General features: G+C 66.0%; 18 protein-coding genes. 10 read left to right on the forward strand and 8 right to left on the reverse strand.

Features of this window, described 5'->3' with window-relative positions:
• The 6 genes from dnaK to LCM4576_RS08860 form a co-directional block, all read left to right on the forward strand.
• Window positions 1-1,532, forward strand: a 1,532-nt coding sequence (gene dnaK / locus LCM4576_RS08835) for a molecular chaperone DnaK (RefSeq protein ID WP_071031751.1), incomplete at its 5' end; no start/stop codon positions are given.
• A gap of 201 nt (window positions 1,533-1,733) precedes the next feature.
• The gene (gene dnaJ / locus LCM4576_RS08840; RefSeq protein WP_071031752.1) at window positions 1,734-2,861 is read left to right on the forward strand and encodes a molecular chaperone DnaJ; all 1,128 of its coding nucleotides are present in this window, start codon (window positions 1,734-1,736) and stop codon (window positions 2,859-2,861) included.
• Between the two features lie 148 nt (window positions 2,862-3,009).
• Entirely contained in the window at window positions 3,010-3,615 is a 606-nt protein-coding gene (pmtA, locus tag LCM4576_RS08845) for a phospholipid N-methyltransferase PmtA (protein ID WP_071031753.1), read from the forward strand.
• Window positions 3,616-3,758: 143 nt separating this feature from the next.
• Window positions 3,759-4,355 carry an NADPH-dependent FMN reductase gene (locus LCM4576_RS08850; RefSeq protein ID WP_071031754.1) on the forward strand — a complete coding sequence of 199 codons (597 nt, stop codon included), beginning with the start codon at window positions 3,759-3,761 and terminating at the stop codon, window positions 4,353-4,355.
• A 23-nt stretch (window positions 4,356-4,378) separates the two neighbouring features.
• A complete protein-coding gene (gene pyrF / locus LCM4576_RS08855) occupies window positions 4,379-5,062 on the forward strand; it encodes an orotidine-5'-phosphate decarboxylase (protein WP_071031917.1) in 684 nt (227 codons plus the stop codon).
• A gap of 41 nt (window positions 5,063-5,103) precedes the next feature.
• Window positions 5,104-5,391, forward strand: coding sequence for a DUF1330 domain-containing protein (locus LCM4576_RS08860; RefSeq protein WP_040986451.1), 288 nt, complete (start codon window positions 5,104-5,106; stop codon window positions 5,389-5,391).
• Between the two features lie 72 nt (window positions 5,392-5,463).
• Here LCM4576_RS08860 and LCM4576_RS08865 read toward each other — a convergent pair whose 3' ends face one another.
• The 8 genes from LCM4576_RS08865 to LCM4576_RS08900 form a co-directional block, all read right to left on the reverse strand.
• The gene (locus LCM4576_RS08865; protein ID WP_198540225.1) at window positions 5,464-6,732 is read right to left on the reverse strand and encodes a low temperature requirement protein A; all 1,269 of its coding nucleotides are present in this window, start codon (window positions 6,730-6,732) and stop codon (window positions 5,464-5,466) included.
• Between the two features lie 233 nt (window positions 6,733-6,965).
• Window positions 6,966-8,018: a D-alanine:D-lactate ligase-like protein gene (locus LCM4576_RS08870; protein WP_040986455.1), complete on the reverse strand. Its 1,053-nt coding sequence runs from the start codon at window positions 8,016-8,018 to the stop codon at window positions 6,966-6,968.
• Window positions 8,019-8,122: 104 nt separating this feature from the next.
• Entirely contained in the window at window positions 8,123-8,995 is an 873-nt protein-coding gene (locus LCM4576_RS08875) for an SMP-30/gluconolactonase/LRE family protein (protein WP_371410017.1), read from the reverse strand.
• A gap of 2 nt (window positions 8,996-8,997) precedes the next feature.
• On the reverse strand, window positions 8,998-9,633 hold the full coding sequence (locus tag LCM4576_RS08880; protein ID WP_071031757.1) for a 2-dehydro-3-deoxy-6-phosphogalactonate aldolase: 636 nt from the start codon (window positions 9,631-9,633) through the stop codon (window positions 8,998-9,000).
• On the reverse strand, window positions 9,630-10,565 hold the full coding sequence (locus LCM4576_RS08885; protein ID WP_071031758.1) for a 2-dehydro-3-deoxygalactonokinase: 936 nt from the start codon (window positions 10,563-10,565) through the stop codon (window positions 9,630-9,632). Before LCM4576_RS08885 ends, LCM4576_RS08880 begins: the two co-directional genes overlap by 4 nt.
• The gene (locus tag LCM4576_RS08890) at window positions 10,562-11,329 is read right to left on the reverse strand and encodes an SDR family NAD(P)-dependent oxidoreductase (protein ID WP_071031759.1); all 768 of its coding nucleotides are present in this window, start codon (window positions 11,327-11,329) and stop codon (window positions 10,562-10,564) included. Before LCM4576_RS08890 ends, LCM4576_RS08885 begins: the two co-directional genes overlap by 4 nt.
• A 296-nt stretch (window positions 11,330-11,625) precedes the next feature.
• Window positions 11,626-12,975 carry a bifunctional diguanylate cyclase/phosphodiesterase gene (locus LCM4576_RS08895; protein WP_071031760.1) on the reverse strand — a complete coding sequence of 450 codons (1,350 nt, stop codon included), beginning with the start codon at window positions 12,973-12,975 and terminating at the stop codon, window positions 11,626-11,628.
• Window positions 12,976-13,141: 166 nt separating this feature from the next.
• The gene (locus LCM4576_RS08900; RefSeq protein ID WP_071031761.1) at window positions 13,142-14,938 is read right to left on the reverse strand and encodes a polysaccharide biosynthesis protein GtrA; all 1,797 of its coding nucleotides are present in this window, start codon (window positions 14,936-14,938) and stop codon (window positions 13,142-13,144) included.
• A 128-nt stretch (window positions 14,939-15,066) separates the two neighbouring features.
• On the opposite strand from LCM4576_RS08900, the gene LCM4576_RS08905 reads away from it, so the two are divergent.
• The 4 genes from LCM4576_RS08905 to LCM4576_RS08920 all read left to right on the forward strand — a co-directional run bounded on the left by LCM4576_RS08905 (window position 15,067) and on the right by LCM4576_RS08920 (window position 19,387).
• Entirely contained in the window at window positions 15,067-16,071 is a 1,005-nt protein-coding gene (locus LCM4576_RS08905) for a glycosyltransferase (protein WP_071031762.1), read from the forward strand.
• Between the two features lie 65 nt (window positions 16,072-16,136).
• Window positions 16,137-16,547, forward strand: coding sequence for a GtrA family protein (locus tag LCM4576_RS08910; protein ID WP_407067366.1), 411 nt, complete (start codon window positions 16,137-16,139; stop codon window positions 16,545-16,547).
• 222 nt (window positions 16,548-16,769) lie between these two features.
• Entirely contained in the window at window positions 16,770-17,711 is a 942-nt protein-coding gene (gene gshB / locus LCM4576_RS08915) for a glutathione synthase (protein ID WP_071031764.1), read from the forward strand.
• Between the two features lie 146 nt (window positions 17,712-17,857).
• Window positions 17,858-19,387, forward strand: coding sequence for a YifB family Mg chelatase-like AAA ATPase (locus LCM4576_RS08920; RefSeq protein ID WP_071031765.1), 1,530 nt, complete (start codon window positions 17,858-17,860; stop codon window positions 19,385-19,387).
• Window positions 19,388-19,405: the final 18 nt, after the last annotated feature.

The raw sequence follows: 19,405 nt of genomic DNA on the forward strand, positions 1-19,405 counted from the left end.
CCTATCTCGGCGAGAAGGTCGAGAAGGCGGTCATCACCGTTCCGGCCTATTTCAACGACGCCCAGCGCCAAGCGACCAAGGACGCCGGCCGAATCGCCGGTCTCGAGGTGCTGCGCATCATCAACGAGCCGACGGCCGCAGCACTTGCCTACGGCCTGGAAAAGAAGGACGGCAAGACCATCGCCGTCTATGACCTTGGCGGCGGCACCTTCGATATTTCGGTGCTCGAAATCGGCGACGGCGTGTTCGAGGTGAAGTCGACCAATGGCGACACCTTCCTCGGCGGCGAGGACTTCGACATGCGGCTCGTCGAATATCTGGCGGCCGAGTTCAAGAAGGAACAGGGCATCGACCTCAAGGCCGACAAGCTCGCGCTGCAGCGCCTGAAGGAAGCGGCCGAGAAGGCCAAGATCGAGCTGTCGTCGACGACGCAGACCGAGATCAACCTGCCCTTCATCACCGCCGACGCCAGCGGCCCGAAGCACCTGACGATGAAGCTCACCCGGGCGAAGTTCGAAAGCCTGGTCGAGGACCTCGTGCAGCGCACCATCGAGCCCTGCAAGGCGGCGCTCAAGGATGCCGGCCTGAAGGCTGGCGAGATCGACGAAGTGGTTCTGGTCGGCGGCATGACCCGCATGCCCAAGATCCAGGAGATCGTGAAGCAGTTCTTCGGCAAGGAGCCGCACAAGGGCGTCAACCCGGATGAGGTCGTCGCGCTCGGCGCCGCCATCCAGGCCGGCGTGCTGCAGGGCGACGTCAAGGACGTGCTGCTGCTCGACGTGACGCCGCTGTCGCTGGGCATCGAGACGCTGGGCGGCGTGTTCACCCGGCTGATCGAGCGCAACACGACGATCCCGACCAAGAAGAGCCAGACCTTCTCGACCGCCGAGGATTCGCAGTCGGCTGTGACGATCCGCGTCTTCCAGGGCGAGCGTGAAATGGCGGCCGACAACAAGYTGCTCGGCCAGTTCGACCTGGTCGGCATMCCGCCGGCTCCGCGTGGCGTGCCGCAGATCGAGGTCACCTTCGACATCGACGCCAACGGCATCGTCAACGTCTCGGCCAAGGACAAGGGCACCGGCAAGGAGCACCAGATCCGCATCCAGGCTTCGGGCGGTCTGTCCGACGCCGACATCGAGAAGATGGTGAAGGATGCCGAGGCCAATGCCGAGGCGGACAAGAAGCGCCGTGCTCTCGTCGAGGCCCGCAATCAGGCCGAGGCGCTGGTGCATTCGTCCGAGAAGTCGCTCAAGGACTATGGCGACAAGGTCTCGGAGGCCGACCGCGCCGCGATCTCGGATGCGATTGCCGCGCTGAAGACCGCCGCCGAAGGCGACGACCCGGCCGACATCGAGGCCAAGTCGCAGGCGCTCGCCGAAGCCTCGATGAAGCTCGGCCAGGCCATGTATGAGGCCTCGCAGAAGGAAGCGGCCGAAGCCGACGCCAAGGCGGATGCCGCCAAGGATTCGGACGTGGTCGACGCCGACTTCGAGGAAATCAACGAAGACGACGACAAGAAGAAGTCGGCCTGAGCCGGCTGACGGCGAATAAGTGCAAAAGCCCGGCGCAAGGCCGGGCTTTTTTGCAACCCTGACCGAAAAAATGACGAAAAACCCGGAGCTGCCCCGGCTTGGTACTAGCATCCGGGAAACATCGCTCCTAAATCCAAGACCATGCCGGCAAAGATTGCCAACAATGCTTGAAGACATTGAGCATCCGGACAGCGGGAAAAAATGAAAGCTGATTTCTACGAAACGCTGGGCGTGCAAAGGGGCGCCGACGACAAGGAGCTAAAGAGCGCTTTTCGTAAGCTCGCCATGCAGTKCCACCCCGACCGCAACCCCGGCGACCATGCCTGCGAGCACAAGTTCAAGGAAATCAACGAAGCCTACGAGACGCTGAAGGACCCGCAGAAGCGCGCCGCCTATGACCGCTTCGGCCACGCTGCCTTCGAGGGCGGCATGAACGGCGCGGCGCACGGCTTCGGCGCCGGCGGCTTCGCCGACATCTTCGAGGACATTTTCGGCGACATGATGGGCGGTCGCCAGCGCCGCTCGTCGGGCGGCCGCGAGCGCGGCGCCGACCTGCGCTACAACATGGAAATCACGCTGGAAGAAGCTTTCTCCGGCAAGACCGCGCAGATCCATGTGCCGGCCTCCATCTCCTGTTCGGAATGCTCCGGCAGCGGCGCCAAGCCCGGCACGCAGCCGGTGACCTGCTCGATGTGCCATGGCCATGGCAAGGTGCGCGCCACGCAAGGCTTCTTCTCTATCGAGCGGACCTGCCCGCAATGCCAGGGCCGCGGCCAGACGATCAAGGATCCCTGCCCGAAATGCGCCGGCCAGGGCCGCGTCACCGAGGAGCGCTCGCTGTCGGTCAACATCCCGGCCGGCATCGAGGACGGCACCCGCATCCGGCTTGCCAATGAGGGCGAGGCGGGCCTGCGCGGCGGACCGTCCGGCGACCTCTACATCTTCCTCGCGGTCAAGCCGCACGAATTCTTCCAGCGCGACGGCGCCGATCTCTATTGCAAGGTGCCGATCTCGATGACGACGGCCGCCCTTGGCGGTTCCTTCGAGGTCACCACGCTCGACGGCACGCAAACCAAGGTGAAGGTGCCGGAAGGCACCCAGAATGGCCGCCAGTTCCGCTTGAAGGGCAAGGGCATGCCGGTGCTGCGCCAGCCCAATGTCGGCGACCTCTATATCCAGACGGCGGTCGAGACGCCGCAGAACCTGACGCGCCGCCAGCGCGAATTGCTGGAAGAGTTCGAGCAGCTCTCCTCGAAGGAAAATTCGCCCCAGTCGAGCGGCTTCTTCGCGCGCATGAAGGACTTCTTCGAATCGTTCGGCGAGAGCTGATCGCCGCAGCCCCGCATTTCGCACGGCATGGGAGGGCGCGATCGGCTTCCCAAGCGTCATCAACACCTTATGCCAGCTTGACGCCTTGCCTTGTCCCACCCACCTGCTAAGTAGCGGATCGGGGGCGGAGCATTGAGGAGAGCTCGTGATGGCACGTAGTCCCGGGTTGCGCAAAGCGCTGGCCGAAAAATTCGACGACGAGCTGAAGTTCTTCAAAGGCTGGATCGACAAGCCGAAGACGGTCGGCTCGATCGTTCCCACCAGTTCCATCACCGCCCGCAAGATGGCGTCGATCGTCAATCCGAGATCCGGCCTGCCTGTGCTCGAGGTCGGCCCCGGCACCGGCGTCATCACCCGCGCCATCCTCGCCCAGGGCGTGAAGCCCGAAAACCTCTACGCGGTCGAATATTCGACCGACTTCGTGCGCCATCTGCGCGGGCTCTATCCCGGAGTCAACGTGATCGAGGGAGACGCCTTCAATCTCAATGCCACGCTCGGCGACAAGCGCGACATGGTGTTCGATTCGGTCGTCTCTGGYGTGCCGCTGCTCAATTTCCCGGTCGCCCAGCGCATCGCCTATGTCGAAAGCCTGCTCGACCGCATTCCCGCCGGACGGCCTATCGTGCAGCTCACCTACGGCCCRTTGTCGCCGATCCCGGYCGGGCGCGGCGACTACACGGTCGARCATTTCGATTTCATCTTCCGCAACATCCCGCCGACGCAGCTGTGGATCTACCGGCGCGCAGCGCATTAGACGAGAAGGCAGTAGGGAATAGGCAGTAGGGAAAAGTCTGGAAATCGAACCGCCCATTCCCCTACTGCCTAATGCCTATTCCCTCATCCGGCCGTTGATTTGAATGCTCCTTGGCTGTACCTGTCCCCGAACAAGGGTGGCCAATGGCAGTGATCCCACGAATCCTCGTCTTCGCCGGCTCGGTCCGCACCGGCGCCTATAGCGGCCGGACGGCCGATGTGGCGCAGAAGGAGCTCGCCATGCAGGGCGCGGAGGTGACGCGCATCTCGCTCCGCGACTATCCACTGCCGATCATGGACGAGGACCTGGAAAAGGAAAAAGGCATCCCCGAGAACGCGATCAAGCTTGGCCGCCAGATCGCCGCGCATGACGGGTTGCTGATCGCGACGCCCGAATATAACGGCTCGATCCCGCCCTTGCTCAAGAACGCGATCGACTGGGWGAGYCGGATACGGCGCGAGGGCAGCCGTTCGTTCAGGCCGCTCTACGGCAAGCCCGTCGCTCTCTGCTCATCCTCGGAAGGCAAGTTCGCCGGCATACGCTRCATCAACCATCTGCGCGCGGTGCTGGTGCGTTGCCAGATGGAGGTGATCACGCCCGAATGCTCGGTTTCCGAGGCCGGCGAAGCCTTCGCCGAGGACGGACGATTCAGGGACGCCAGACTACACCAATCGATGGAGCGCCTATGCCGTACACTGATCGAAACCTCGCGCATGCTGTCCACCCGGATCGAGGCGTGATCAATTTCGCGGAGGCCGACACGATGCGGGACAGGTTGATCGTCGGGCTCGACGTGCCGACGCTGAAGGAAGCCGAGAAGGCGGTGCGCGAGCYCGAAGGCGCCATCTCGTTCTACAAGATCGGCTACCAGCTCGCCTTCGCCGGCGGGCTCGACTTCGCGCGGGAGCTCGCCAGCGGCGGCACCAAAGTGTTCCTCGACATGAAGCTGCTCGACATCGACAATACGGTCGCCAAGGGCGTCGAGAACATCGTCAAGATGGGCGTGACGATGCTGACGCTGCATGCCTATCCCAAAACCATGAGAGCGGCTGTCGAGGCGGCCAGGGGCAGCGAGCTTTGCCTGCTCGGCGTGACGGTGCTGACCTCGATGGACGAGCAGGACGTGATCGACGCCGGTTATGAATACGACCCGCACACGCTGGTGCTCAGGCGCTCCGAACAGACGCTGCATGCCGGCATGGGCGGCGTCGTCTGCTCGGCCGAGGAGGCCGAAGCGGTGCGCCGCATCGTCGGCCCCGACCTGGCGGTGGTGACGCCGGGCATCYGGCCGTCGGGCAGCGACCATGGCGATCAGAAGCGCGTGGTGAGCCCGGCGCAGGCGATCCGCAACGGCTCCAGCCACCTGGTCGTCGGCCGGCCGATCGTCGCCGCGCCGGACCGGCGCGCGGCGGCCGAGGCGATCCTCGCAGAGATGCTKTCGGCCTGAGGACCAGTCCTCGTTCGGACAACGCAAACAGGAGAAGAAGAATGCCCAAGGGATATTGGATCGCCCGTGTCGATGTGCGCGACGCCGAGGGCTACAAGGACTATGTCGCGGCCGCGAAGCTCGCCTTCGACCGCTTCGGCGCGAAGTTCCTGGCGCGCGGCGGCGAGCACGAAAAGGCCGAGGGTCCGGGGCGCGCCCGCAACGTCATCATCGAGTTCGAATCGCTGGCGGCGGCGCATGACTGCTACCACTCGCCGGAATACCAGCGCGCCGTCGCCATCCGCCAGAAAGTGGCCGACGGCGAGATCGTGCTGGTCGAGGGCATCTAGAGCAATTCCAGGAAAAGTGTGAGCGGTTTTCCGTCAGGAATTGCGYAACGCACTAAAGCTCTCGCCCCTCCGTCAGTGCAGCGTGTGCCGCTCGTCCATGGCGAGYGATTCCGCCTGGTGGCGATKACCATGGATTTCGTAGCCGACGACGGTGACCGCCGGCGCCAGCGTCAGGATGATCAGGCACACCGCCATGTCCACGCCTGCAATGGCGGCGACGACGGCGAGTGCGGTGACCGCCGCCGTGGCCAGCAGCAGCCAGATGTGGAACGGGTCGAAGCGCTGCACGAGGTAATAGTAGAGCGCATAGATCCCGCCGAGGAAAATGGTCAGCGGAATCGCGGTCGAGAGCAGTGTCGCCAGCGGCCCGGTCTGGGTCTTGTGCTCGATGAAATAGGCCGCGACATGCAGGCCGGCGCCGGTGGCGACGATCGCGGCCACGATGACCATCTGGCCGTAACCCCAGACGAATGAGCGGTCGCGGTGCGCATGCAGCACCGGCGCCGAGGGCAGCATGTAGTAGCACCACCACATGCCGAAGGTGAGACCGGTGCCGGCGACGCCGACAAGGGCGGCATCGAGGTTCCAACCCTGCTCCTCGACCACGGCCGACAGCGAGGCCAGCGTGCCGACGACCCCTTCGCCGAGCGCGATGATGGCGAACAGGCTATAGCGTTCGGCCATGTGATGCGCGTGCCAGGGCRTGCCGCCGTTTCTGCGCTCGGCGAGCACGGGCCCGGCGAGCTCTACCAGCAKCAGGACGACGGCGAGCACGGCGCTGGTCTCGATCGAGAAATCGACCAGGATCTGCACCACCCAGCCGATCTGGGCGATGGCGATAGCCGTGACATAGGTGAGGCAGATGTCGCGACGCGCCGGATCCTGCCTTGCCGCGCGCAGCCACTGGAAGATCATGGCGACGCGCATGATGACGTAGCCCAGCACCATGATGGAATTGTCGAGATGCTCGCCATGCTCGATCGAGGCGAACATGCGCGGCAGGCCGATGGCCAGCACCAGCACGCCGATCATCTGCACCATGGTGATGAGGCGGAAAAGCCAGTCGTCGGTGTCATAGGCCGAGGCGAACCAAGAGAAATTGATCCAGGCCCAGCAGATGGCGAAGCCGGCGAAGCYGAAGYCGAGCAGGCCGACCGCGTAATGGCCCTCTGCCAGGGCGTGCGCCAGCTGCGAGGCGGCAAGGCCGAAAGCGGTGACGAAGGTCAGGTCGAAGAGCAGCTCGAGCGGCGTGGCGACGCGATGCGTCTCATGCGGGTCGCGCCCGCCCATGCGCCTTAGATGATGGTGGAGACTTTGAACGCTGACGGGCGTTGTGTTCATTGCGCGGCTCTCGTTGACAGAGCCGCGACAGTAGAGGCGAAGAACCATGCGTCAAGGCGCGGGTGTTGCAATGCGGGCCTGTGCGAGCGGCGGAGACAGCAAGGCGCCCACGGTTCATTGGAGATTCGCCGGAACGTCCATCATTTCGTCATCCACGGGTGGAGCAAGGAGCGTAGCGACGCAGCGCAGACCCTGGAATGACGAAGTCGTTAGGTCTCAGCCAATCATGAGTGTCACGACCGCAACCGGCTCGCTGCCGTCTCGGCCATCGCATCGGCAAGGCTCATGCCCCACTCCCTGCGGCAATAGTCGCGGAAATCGAAGCAGGGCAGGCCGGGGCAGACTTCGAACTCGATGAGGTGCACGGTGTCGTCGGCCTCGACCCTGAAATCGATGGAAAAGACATCCCGCAAGCCAAGGCCGCCGATCAGCCTCTGCGCGACGGCGCGGATTTTCCGATCCGCCTCCGGCTGACTGGCGCCGACCGCCTCAAGCTCCGGCTCGACATAGGTGCCCGCATCCTTCGCCGCCTGGCCGGTATCGCCATAAAGCGCCATCGAGTCGGCCATGGTCTGGAAATCGCCGCCGGAATCGACGAAGAAGATGCCCAAGGCCTCGACGCCGGTTTCGGGCTTCAACCCCAGGAAGCTCGCCCGCACATTGCGGCCGGCGACATAGGGCTGGACGACGACGTCGTCGCGATAGTGGGAAAAGACACGCCGGCTAAGCTCCAGCGCGTGGCCGAGATAGCCGATGCGCGAATCCGGCCAGATGCCGATCTTGGCGCCCAGTCGGTTGGGCTTCACGAACCAGCCTTTCGGCGAGGCCGGCGGTTCGACCAGCCACTCGCCGTTGCGGGCAAGGCCGGCCTGCGGCGCCGGCAGGCCGAGCGCGCCGAGCACGGCGCCGGAGCGGAGCTTGTCCTGGCAGAGCGCGAACAGCGAATCGTCGGCGCCGATGGTGCGCAGGCCGTTGAGGCGGGCCATTGCGGGTGCTGCCCCGCCGCGGAAATAGGCTATGCCGTCGGTCAACGTCCAGACCAGCGTGCTCGCGGGATCGGCCTTCGCCAGAACCGGCGCCGCATTGTCGAGCTCGACAGGCTTGAAAGCGATCCCCCGCTTCCCGCAAGCTGCCGCGAGCAGGTCGAACTCCGGTGCGAGGTCGGTCGACTGCGCCAGATAAGAGGAGATCTCGATGGCGCGCTCCGTTGGATAGCCGGCGGCGACGAGCCGGTCGAAACAGGGCCTTTCCGGTTCGTAGACAAGGATCAGCGTCGGCTGCGGCATCGAATGCTCCGGGCGAAATCAGGCGCTACCATCGCATGGCCGCAGCGGCCGGCTTGCGGGAAACCGACCGGGCCAAGGCGATTGCCTGATAGTGCTGACCTGCCTTAGGCGATCAGCACCCGCGGCTCGAAGCGGCCGTTGACCGGGATATCGAGCAGGAAGGTCATCCCGGCCTGCGGATCGAGAGCGCGCTGTTTTTCGTCCTTGCCGCTCCAGGCCGAGGTCACGGCGAGGCGATCGGCTTTCGCGCCGACAAAGGCGGGGCAGGAAGCCTGCGTCACCGGCATCGCGATCTCGCGCAGCAGCGTGCCGTCCGGCGCATAGGCCTTCACCGCCTTGCCGCCCCAGACGGCGTTCCACAGCACGCCGTCGCGATCGACGACCGAACCGTCGATATAGCCTTTCGAGGAGCGGTGATCGACGAACACTTTCACTTCGCCGGCCGGCAGACCGGTCGCCGGATCGCAGGCGACGCGCATCAGCAGCCCGGTCGCTGTGTCGGTGTAGTAGGCGATTTTGCCGTCCTCCGAGAAGCAGATGGAATTCGAGACGGTGATGCCCGAAAACAGCCGGCGCAATTCGCCCTTGAAGAACCAGTAGATCGAGCCGGCGCCCTTCTCCTCGCCCTTGCCCATCGTGCCGGTCCACAGCGCGCCGCAGGGATGGACGCGCGAATCGTTGGAGCGCGTCAGCGGGTTGTCGGCCTCGATCGGCGTGTGCATCGTCAGCCTGCCGGTTTTCACGTCGCGGACCTGCAGGCCGGTCTCTGTGGCGATGAGCTGGCGCTCGTCGTCGATGACGGCGATGGCGCTGGCCATGACGCCGAGATCATGGATTTTCAGCGCGCCGGCGAGCGGCTTTTCCAGGAGTTTGCCATTGACGATGTCGAACCAGAACAAAGTGTCGGTGGCGGGATCGTAGCTCGGGCCTTCGCCAAGTTCGCAGATATGATCGGAAAAAACCGAAACGCCGTCCATCGTCATCCTCCGAAGGCTTCGTCCCAGGCGGCGACCGCGGCGCGGGCGCGCAGCGCGACGTCCTCGACCGACGCGCCCGGCTTGTAGAGGCTGGACCCGAGGCCAAAGACGCTGACGCCGACCGCCTTGTAGCCGGCAAAGTCCTTGTCCGAGACGCCGCCGACGGCGCCGACCAGCGTCGTTGCCGGCAGCACCGCGCGCACCGCCGCGATGCCGCTCGATCCAAGCACGCTCGCCGGGAAGAATTTCAGCGCCGAGGCTCCTAACCGGATCGCCTGGAAGGCCTCGGTGGGCGTGAACACGCCCGGCATCGTCACCATGCCATGATGCATGGCGCGGCCCATGACCTCGGCATCGATGTTCGGACTGACCAGCAACTTGCCGCCGGCCTTGTGCAGGCCGTCGACATCGGCGGCGGTCAGCACCGTGCCGGCGCCAATCAGCGCTGTTTGCGGCAGCGTCTTGACCAGATCGGCGATGGAGACGAACGGCTCCGGCGAATTGAGCGGCACCTCGATCGCCTCGATACCGGCGTCATGGATCGCCCGGCCGATCGCCACGGCCTCGGACGGCTTGAGACCGCGCAAGATGGCGACCAGGCCGCGCTTGAGCTTCGGGAAGGGTGCGGTCTGGCTCATGAAGCGCCTCCAATCATGCCGTTCTCGCGCGCGGCCTCGGCGAGGCCGGCGCGCACCGCTTCATCGGCGTCGACCGTGCGAAAAGCAAGGCCGGCAAGGCCGAGCGCCGCGCCATAAAGCGTCGCCAGCGCGCCTGAGGCGACCAGCACGACCGGCGCCTCGCTTGCGCCGTAGCGTCGCTTGGCCGAGGCGATCTCGCCGCCGATCAGAAGCCCGGACAGGCATGCCGCCGCATCGGTGGACTGCAAGTCCTGCAGAAGCCCGGCGGCGCGGATGGCAAACAGTTTCGAGGTGACGTCGCCGCCCTCGCCCAAGGCCCGTTCGCACCATTGCCGGAAGAATGGGCTGTCCGCCGCGACCGGAGCGGGATGCTCGCCGAGCGAATGTTTCAGGATCGAGTGCGCGGCCAATACGGAAAACAATTCGCCGGTCGGCCAGGTGCCGAAGCCTTCGACGGCGTCGTCCGCGACAGCGACCCATTTCGAATGCGTGYCCGGCATGCAGACGAGGTGCTGCCCCTTTGCCGGCAAACCGGCGCCGGCAAGCTGGGTTTCCTCGCCGCGCATGACGTCCGGCGCCTCAGTCAGGCGCTGCGCGAGGCCGGGCACGATGCGGATGTCGCGGCTCAGGCCCTCGATGCGGGCCGCACCCGCAAGGATGGCGCCGATCGGCGCCGRCACGGTGACGTAGGGCGCCTCGATCCAGCCCTGCCGGGAACCGGCCATGCCGCAGATGATGACCGGCAGCGTGTCCGGCGCGCCCATGGCGTCCAGATGGCCTTCCAGCACCCTGGCAAAACCTTTTTCGCGGGCGGTGATCAGCCCGTCGTCTCCGCGCCGCTCGGCAAGCACCTTGCCTGAGCCGTCGAGCAGCCAGGCCCTGAGCCTGGTCGTGCCCCAGTCGAGCGCGGCGACCGCGGGCGCCGGACTCACAGGAAGCCTCCGTCGACGATCAGCATCTGGGYGGTGAGCATGCGTGAGGCATCCGAGGCCAGGAACAGCACCGTGCCGACCATGTCGTCAGGTTGCATGACGTCCTTGATGCATTGCTTGGCGACATGGGCGGCCAGCCCTTCATCCGTGACCCAAAGCTCGCGCTGGCGTTCAGTGATGACCCATCCGGGCGCCACCGCGTTGACCCGGATGCGGTTCTGCCCGAGCTTGCCGGCGAGGCCTTTTGTCAGGCCGAGTATGCCTGCCTTAGCCGCGGTATAAGCCGGCATATCGGGATGGTTGATCAGATAGGAGGTGGAGGTGAAGTTGATGATCGAGCCGCCGCCGGCGCGCTTCATGCCCGGCGCCACGGCCTGCGCGGTGAAGAAATGCGGCCGCAGGTTGATGGCGAGATTGTTGTCCCAGAACTCGACCGTGACATCCTCCACGGCATGGCGGTCGTCGAGCGCGGCGTTGTTGACCAGCACCGTCACGTCGCCATGCGCCTCGGCAGCTTTCGCCGCGGCGGCGCGCAGCGCCCCGATGTCGCGCAAATCGGCCTTGAGATAGAGCGGGCGGCGGCCGAGCTCCTTCTCCAGCCGGTCGGCAAGGGCCGCGCTCGGCTTGTCGGCGATGTCGATGAAGGYGACTTTCGCGTTCTGCCGCATGAAACCTTCGGTCAGCGCCGCGCCGATGCCGGAGCCACCGCCCGTGATCAGCACCGAGGCGCCGTCGAGGTCGGCGAAAAGCGCCGATGGCATCATGATCTTTTCTCCCTTTGGCCGGCGCGCATCCTAGCCACGCCGGGCCGGGGGGCAAGGGTGAAAAGGCGGATTCGGCAGCTTATGTCCGACAAATGAGGCACTCCCCCTCACCCTGCCTCCGCTTCGTTCGGCTGACCATTCCGGGGCGAGCCACGGGTCTCGCCCGTCCTTCGGACCCCGAGGGGGAGGAGATTGCCGGCGTCGGCGCTAGCCTCTTCTCCCCAGCGGGAGAAGGTCGCCGCGAAGCGGCCGGATAAGGGGGCCGGCGCCGCCCTATGCGATTCCCAAAAGCCCGGTCAAATCGCCTTGGCGTGCAGCGCGCCGCGATAGGAATCGCGCAGATAGCCGAGCGTGGCGTCGGCATCGGCCGGCTTGCCGAACAGGTAGCCCTGGCCGCCGGCGCAACCGAACTGGACGAGGCGATCGGCCTGAGCCTCGTCCTCGATGCCTTCGGCCACGACATCCATGCCGAGCCCTTCGCACATGGCGAGGATGGCGCGGATGATATGCTCGGACGGGCGGTCGTCGAGGATGGAGGAGACGAAGGCGCGATCGATCTTGAGCTTGTCGAAATGGAATTCGCGCAGGCGTCCGAGCGACGACTGTCCAGTGCCGAAATCGTCGAGCGAGACGCGGATGCCGACGCGCCGCAGATCCTCGACGATCTTCTCGGCCGAGGCCGGGTCGTTCATCAGGCCGGTCTCGGTGATCTCGATCTCCAGCCGGCGCGGATCGAAGCCGGTGCGCTCGAGGATCGCCAGGATATGCAGGCCGGTGTTCTGGTCGACGAGCTGCGAGGGCGACAGGTTGAAGGACAGGAACAGCTCTTTCGGCCAGCTGCGCGCCGCCTCGGTCGCCTTGCGCAGCACCAACTGCGACAGCGGGCCGATGATGCCGCGTTCCTCGGCGATCGGGATGAAGACCGATGGCGGCACGACGCCGAGATCGCGGTCGGTCCAGCGCGCCAGCGTCTCGAAGCCGATGGTGCGGCGGCTGTTCAGGTCGACGATCGGCTGGAAATGCGGCTCGACCTCGCCGGCCGAGACGGCGCGTCGCAGCGCCTGCTCGATGCGGGTGACGCGCTTGGCCGCCTCCTCCATCTCGCGGGTGTAGACGACGACGCGGCCGCGGCCCGAACGCTTGGCGTGATAGAGCGCGGTCTCGGCCTTGTTGATCAGAATCTCGGTGGTCTCGTCGCCGGAATAGAACAGCGAGCAGCCGACCGAGGCCGAGAGCCTGGCGGTGCGCTCGCCGACATCGTAGGGCGCCGACAGGATCTCGATCAGCATGCGCGACTTCTCGGCCGCCTGCTCCTCCGAGAACACCATCGGGTAGAGATAGGCGAACTCGTCGGCGCCGATGCGGCATACGGTGGAATAGCCATCCATCGAGGCGCGCAGCCGCATCGCCACCTGGACCAGGATGTCGTCGCCGGCCTTGTGGCCGAACAGGTCGTTGATCGGCTTGAAGCCGTCGAGGTCGAGAATGCCGACGGTGAAGGGCGCGGGATCGTCGGCGCGGTCGCTGATCAGGYGATCGACCTTGTCGAAGAAGCGACGATGGTTGCCGAGCCCGGTCAACGAATCCGTAAAGGCCAGATCCGTGTTTTCCTTGCCTGGCTGACCGGTGCCAAACGTCGTTTGCATCATGTCCCTGTTCTTACGGCGGTATTTCTCTTCACACTGGCAGCAAAGCGTTTAGGAAAAGTATCGAGAAAATCGATTTTCCGAAGGTCCCCAAAAAAGGTCGCGCTTCGAACCTCCTCACGCGGTTATTCGCGGAACCCGCCGCGCACTTTTCCTGGAATTGCTCTTAGCCGGCTTGCCTGACGCGATAGAGGGAGACCGGGCTCTCTTTCTCGCTGATCGGCTCGAGCCAGTCCGGCACCCTGCCGCGCAGCAGGTCGGCCAGGAAGCCCTGCGGCGCCTTTCGGGTCAGGATCACGGTCTCGACATTGCCGGGGCAGACGGCGACAAGGCCGACACGATGCGCCTCGACGATTGCGCGCGCGTCATCGGCCGAGCCGAGAAAGGCGTCCAGCGCCAGGAGATTGCCGGCGACATTGCGGTGATAGGGGCCGGCGAAGACGCGATGGCTGCTATAGGCCAGCACCGGCGCTCCGAGATTGGAGATCGCCAGCACGGTGGTATCGGCCATGCCGCCGAGCGGCGCGAAACTGGCCTTCTTCTCGCAGGTCGTGTCCGCGGCCCCGCCGTCGCCGACGGGTTTGCCTTTATCCAACGCCACAGAGGCGGCCGCGGCGACGCCTGTCCAGACCGGGTTGATCGAGACCAGCCAGACGGCTGCAAGGCGCAGCGCCACGCCGAGCGAGGAGCTGGTTTCGGCTCGCGCCCGCCATTTGGCGATCCAGGCCGACAGCGGGATGACCGCGAAGGCGATCGAGAAGGTAGTGGCGCGCACCTGCCAGGCGCCGACCGCGAAAGCGATGGCCAGCAGTGCCGTGACGAGGCTGTCCTGCCGCCGCCAGCCGCCGCGGCGCAGACGCAGCGCCATCAGGATGATCGCCACCAGCGGCGTCGCATAGCGCGCCGCGACGCGCGCCGGATCGCGGACGATGAGCGTGAGCAGCGACTGGGCCTCGTCGACATGGTCAAGCCACAGCTCCTTGAGGCGCGGGTCGAGGGAGCCATAGGGCGCGGAGAGGCATTGCGGGAAGAACACCGCAACGACCAGGCCGAGAACCGCCCCCAGCACGGCGAGCGACCCCAGCCGGCGCCGCCAGCTGCCTACGGCGGGCTCGATGGAGGCGATGGCTGCCAGCCCCGCGCCGGCAGTGGCCGCGACGATGAACTGCGCGACCGAGAAGGCATCGCACTGCGCCGCGCCCCATGCGGAAGGCGGAACCGTCGTGACGAAGACAACCGCCGCGATGCCGGCGAAACCGAGGCCGAAATCCCGGGCGATCGTCCGCTCGCCGTCCGGATCGGCGACGAACAGCAGCGCCACGCAAAGGCCGATGGTGGCGACATAAGGCACGGTTTCCATGCCGACGGCGAGCGTCAGCGCGGCGCAGAGGCCGGACAACAGCGCGGCCCGGCGCCGCGCGGGCGCTTCGAGCAGCAAAGCGAGGCTCGCCATGGTGAGCATCAGCTGGACGTTGTGGTGGTCGAGCGCGCCGGGGTCGTAGATGCCGATGAAGTAATAGCCGGCGGCGCCGACCAGGATGRCGGGCAGCACCGCGCCACCGCCGCCGAAGCTGCGCGYGGCGCGGGCGGTGAAGAACAAGGTCGACCAGAAGAGCAGCGCCGGCCACAGCACCTCCGCCACGTCCTCGCCGAGCGGCCTGCTGCCGGTGAGCGCCGAGGCGGCAAGCGCGATCACGGCGATCGGCGCGTCGACCAGCCGCGACCAGTGCATGACGAAGCCGCCTTCCATCCCCATCCGGTACTGGTGCAGGTCGAACCAGCCCTGGCCCGCCAGCAGGTCGCGGACCTCGACGAGGCGCAGCAGATTGTCGTTGTCGCCGCCTGCATCGGTCAATTGGCCGAAGCCTGTCCACGCGTCGAAGGCGAAGGCGAGCAGGGCCGCCAGCAGCGCCAGCGCCAGATCGGACTTCCAGGTGGCGGCGCCGTTCTCGGCTGTGCCCATTTGCCGTGGCCTTTGAAGGAGAGGATCGGTTTAAACCTAGCCTTAACGGCTTCAATAAATAGTAAAACGGCTCGACGGGGYCGGCATGAGAGACGGTCGGAGGCTGGGTCGGGCGCCCGGAGACAGACATGYCGCATGYAGTCCGCCACGAGCCGGTCATCGCCGTGCTCCTGCCTTGCTACAATGAGGAGCTGACGATCGGCGAGGTCGTGCGGCGCTTCCGTGAGACGCTGCCTTCGGCCGCGATCTATGTCTACGACAACAACTCCAAGGACCTCACGGCGCTGAAGGCCCGCGCCGCCGGCGCCATCGTCGTGCGCGAGCCGCGTCAGGGCAAAGGCAATGTGGTGCGGCGCATGTTCGCCGACATCGACGCCGACATCTATGTGATGGCCGACGGCGACGGCACCTACGCGCCGGAGGATGCGCCGCAGCTGATCAACGTCCTGCAGACCGAACGCTCCGACATGGTGGTGGGCACCAGGCGCGGCGTGACCGACGATGCCGGCCGCAACGGCCACGCCTTCGGCAACCGCGTCTTCAACCGCCTCTACAAGGGCCTGTTCGGGACCGACTTCACCGATATCTTCTCCGGCTACCGGGTGTTTTCGCGCCGCTTCGTCAAGAGTTTCCCAGCCGTTTCCGGCGGCTTCGAGATCGAGACCGAGATGTCGGTGCATGCCTCGCAGCTGAAACTGCCGGTGAGCGAGATGGCGCTCGATTACGGCCGCCGCCCGGAGGGCTCGTCGTCGAAACTGTCGACCTTCCGCGACGGCGCCAGGATCCTGTGGATGTTCGCCATGCTGGTGAAGGAGACGCAGCCGCTGCGCTTCTTCGGCACCTTTGCGCTGTTCTTCCTGGCCGCCAGCATCGGCCTGATGATCCCGGTGCTGGTCGAATTCGCCGAGACGGGGCTCGTGCCGCGCATGCCGACCTGGGTGCTGTCGATCGGCATGCTGCTTCTGGCCATGCTCTCGATGATGACCGGCTTCATCCTCGATTCGGTGTCGCGCGGCCGGGCCGAGCAGAAGCGCATCTTCTATTTGTCGATTTCCTCCGGCCGTGCCGAGCGCCAGGCAGCCGGGCAGGCCTTGCCGAAGAGCGAGCCGGGCAAGGCCCCACGGGCGGCTTAGAGCATGATCCCGAAAAGTGGGAACCGGTTTTCGGAGAAGATCATGCTCCAACAACGAGTTAGATCGTGAGGGCGATCCAAGGAAAACGCCATCACGATCTAGTGGGCCGCCTCTTCCGCTTCGCCGTCGCCGGCGGCATCGGTTTCGCCGCCGACGCGGCGGCGCTCTGGCTGCTGCTTGCCACCACGCCGCTCGGCCCGCTCTTGGCGCGCGTGCTGTCGATCGGCTTCGCGCTCTGCGTCACCTGGCAGATCAACCGCCACCTGACCTTCGCGCCGTCGAGCCGGGGCCTCGCGGAGGAAGGCGCCCGCTATGGCGGCGTCGGCATCGCCACCAGCATCGTCAATTACCTGGTCTATTGCGCCATCCTGCTCGCGCTGCCGGCGCTGCCGCCGCTGGCGGCGCTCGCCATCGCCTCGATCGTCGCGATGACGCTGTCCTTCCTGGGCTATTCCAGGCTGGTCTTCGACCGCTGAGACCGTTTGGAAATTCTACTCTGGCGGCCATCTGATGGCGTTTTCTGCGCTTCCGGTGCTCACGGACCAAAAGTCCGCTGCGCTCCGGTTCTCGAAACCACCACCATATGACTCGCCAGAGCGAATTTCGAAGCAGTCTCTGAGCGTCTGCACCAAGCGAGCACGATTGGCAGACGCCGCCAATTTCCTTATATCGGCGGCTGAGTTCGCCGGAGACCCGAGATGCCGCTGAAAATCGCTGTCCAGATGGACCATGTCTCCACCGTGTCGATCGCCGGCGACACGAGCTTCGCGCTGTCGCTGGAGGCCCAGCGGCGCGGCCACAAGCTCTTCCATTACACGCCCGACCGGCTGTCGATGCGGGACGGCAAGGTGTTCGCGCGCATCGAGGAGATGCAGGTGCGCGACGAGAAGGGCAACCACTATTCGCTCGGCGAGAAAGTGCGCACCGACCYTTCCGAGATGGACGTGGTGCTGCTGYGGYAGGACCCGCCCTTCGACATGAACTACATCACCACCACGCACATATTGGAGCGCATCCATCCCAAGACGCTGGTGGTCAACGATCCGGCCTGGGTGCGCAACAGTCCGGAAAAGATCTTCGTCACCGAGTTCCCGGACCTAATGCCGGAGACGCTGATCACCAAGGACCCTCAGGAGGTGGCCGCCTTCCGCAAGGAATTCGGCGACATCATCGTCAAGCCGCTCTACGGCAATGGCGGCGCCGGCATCTTCCATCTGCACGAGGCCGACCGCAACCTCGCCTCGCTGCTCGAGATGTTCGGCCAGCTGTTCCGCGAGCCCTATATCGTGCAGCGCTACCTCAAGGACGTGCGCAAGGGCGACAAGCGCATCATCCTGATCGACGGCGAGCCGGTGGGCGCCATCAACCGCGTGCCGGCCGAGCACGATTCCCGCTCCAACATGCATGTCGGCGGCCGCGCCGAGAAGACCGAGCTGACGGAGCGCGAGCGCGAGATCTGCGCCCGCATCGGACCGGCGCTGAAGGAACGCGGTTTCATCCTCGTCGGCATCGACGTGATCGGCGACTACATGACCGAGATCAACGTCACCTCGCCGACCGGCGTGCGCGAAGTGCAGCGCTTCGGCGGCGCGGATATCGCGGCCCTGTTCTGGGATTGCGTGGAAGGGAAGCGGGGGTAATTCTCGCCACGACGCCCGTTGCATGAGCGGGAACGATGTTCCCGTAATGTTCTTGCCTCGGCCRCAAAACTGTGGTTGTCTGGCGTGAGGTCTTGCGCGGGCTGATGGCAGCGTCGCGGGGAACTGCATCCGGGGGCGCGGGAAACATGGTGGCGCGGGTTCGCACGGTGGCTTTCCAGGGCATCGAGGCCTTGCCGGTCGATGTCCAKGTGATGGTCGGGCCGGGCAAGGTCGGCATGCAGATCGTCGGCCTGCCGGACAAGGCGGTGGCCGAAAGCCGCGAGCGCGTGCAGGCAGCGCTCCATGCATCCGGCCTGTCGATGCCGTCGAAGAAGGTGACGGTGAACCTCGCGCCGGCCGATCTCCCCAAGGAAGGCAGCCATTACGACCTGCCGATCGCGCTCGGCCTGATGGCGGCGCTTGGCGCCATTCCGGGCGACATGCTGGCCGGCTATGTGGTGCTTGGCGAATTGTCGCTCGACGGCACGATCGCGGGCGTGGCCGGCGCGCTGCCGGCGGCCATCGGCGCCAATGCGGAGAACAAGGGCCTGATCTGCCCCTTCGCCTGCGGGCCGGAGGCGGCCTGGGCCGGCAAGGATTTCGACATCCTTGCGCCGCGCAGCCTGATCGCCATCGCCAACCATTTTCGCGGCACGCAGGTGCTGTCGCGGCCCGAGGCCGGCATCCAGCTGGCGGCGCGCGATCTTCCCGACCTCGCCGACATCAAGGGCCAGGAAAGCGCCAAGCGGGCGCTGGAGGTGGCGGCCGCCGGCGGGCACAATCTCCTGATGGTCGGGCCGCCCGGCGCCGGCAAGTCGATGCTGGCGCAGCGGCTGCCCTCGATCCTGCCGCCGCTGGCGCCCAAGGAGCTGCTCGAAGTCTCGATGATCGCGTCCGTCGCCGGCGAGCTCGGCGAAGGCAAGCTCACCGACCGGCGGCCGTTCCGCGCCCCGCATCACTCCGCTTCGATGGCGGCGATGGTCGGCGGCGGCCTGCGCGCGCGTCCAGGCGAAGCCTCGCTCGCCCATCACGGCGTGCTGTTCCTCGACGAATTGCCGGAATTTTCACCGCAGACGCTGGACGCGTTGCGCCAGCCGCTGGAGACGGGCGACTGCATGATCGCGCGCGCCAACCACCGCGTCACCTATCCGGCGCGCATCCAACTGGTGGCCGCGATGAATCCGTGCCGCTGCGGCATGTCGGGCGAGCCCGGCTATCGCTGCCTGCGCGGCGACCGTTGCCGCACCGAGTACCAGGCGCGCATTTCCGGTCCGATGCTCGACCGCATCGACCTTCGGATCGAGGTGCCGGCGGTCTCGGCAAGCGACCTGATCCGGCCGGACAAGGCCGAGACGAGCGCCGCGGTGGCGCAGCGCGTGGCGCGTGCGCGCACCATCCAGCGCGAACGGCTGGAACGGCTGGGGGCTGCCGCCACCACCAACGCGCATTGCCCGCCTTCGATCATCGAGGAGGTCGCCAAGCCCGATGCCGCCGGCCTGACGCTGCTCAAGGACGCCAGCGAAAAGCTCGGCTTCTCGGCGCGGGCCTATCACCGCGTCTTGAAGGTGGCGCGCACGCTGGCCGACCTCGACGCCAGCGAAACCGTCGGCCGCATCCATCTCGCCGAGGCGATTTCCTATCGCATGAGCGCGGAGCGGATGGCGCAGGCGGCTTGATCGCGCAATCACCCAGGC

Origin of the sequence: Mesorhizobium sp. LCM 4576, assembly GCF_001854815.1 — a bacterium.
GTDB classification, from domain to species: domain Bacteria; phylum Pseudomonadota; class Alphaproteobacteria; order Rhizobiales; family Rhizobiaceae; genus Mesorhizobium; species Mesorhizobium plurifarium.

Bases quoted from the DNA above. Each gene is read 5' to 3' on its own strand.
- LCM4576_RS08860 (WP_040986451.1), top strand. From the start codon at position 5,104: ATGCCCAAGGGATATTGGATCGCCCGTGTCGATGTGCGCGACGCCGAG.
- LCM4576_RS08870 (WP_040986455.1), bottom strand. From the start codon at position 8,018: ATGCCGCAGCCGACGCTGATCCTTGTCTACGAACCGGAAAGGCCCTGT.
- LCM4576_RS08875 (WP_371410017.1), bottom strand. From the start codon at position 8,995: ATGGACGGCGTTTCGGTTTTTTCCGATCATATCTGCGAACTTGGCGAA.
- LCM4576_RS08880 (WP_071031757.1), bottom strand. From the start codon at position 9,633: ATGAGCCAGACCGCACCCTTCCCGAAGCTCAAGCGCGGCCTGGTCGCC.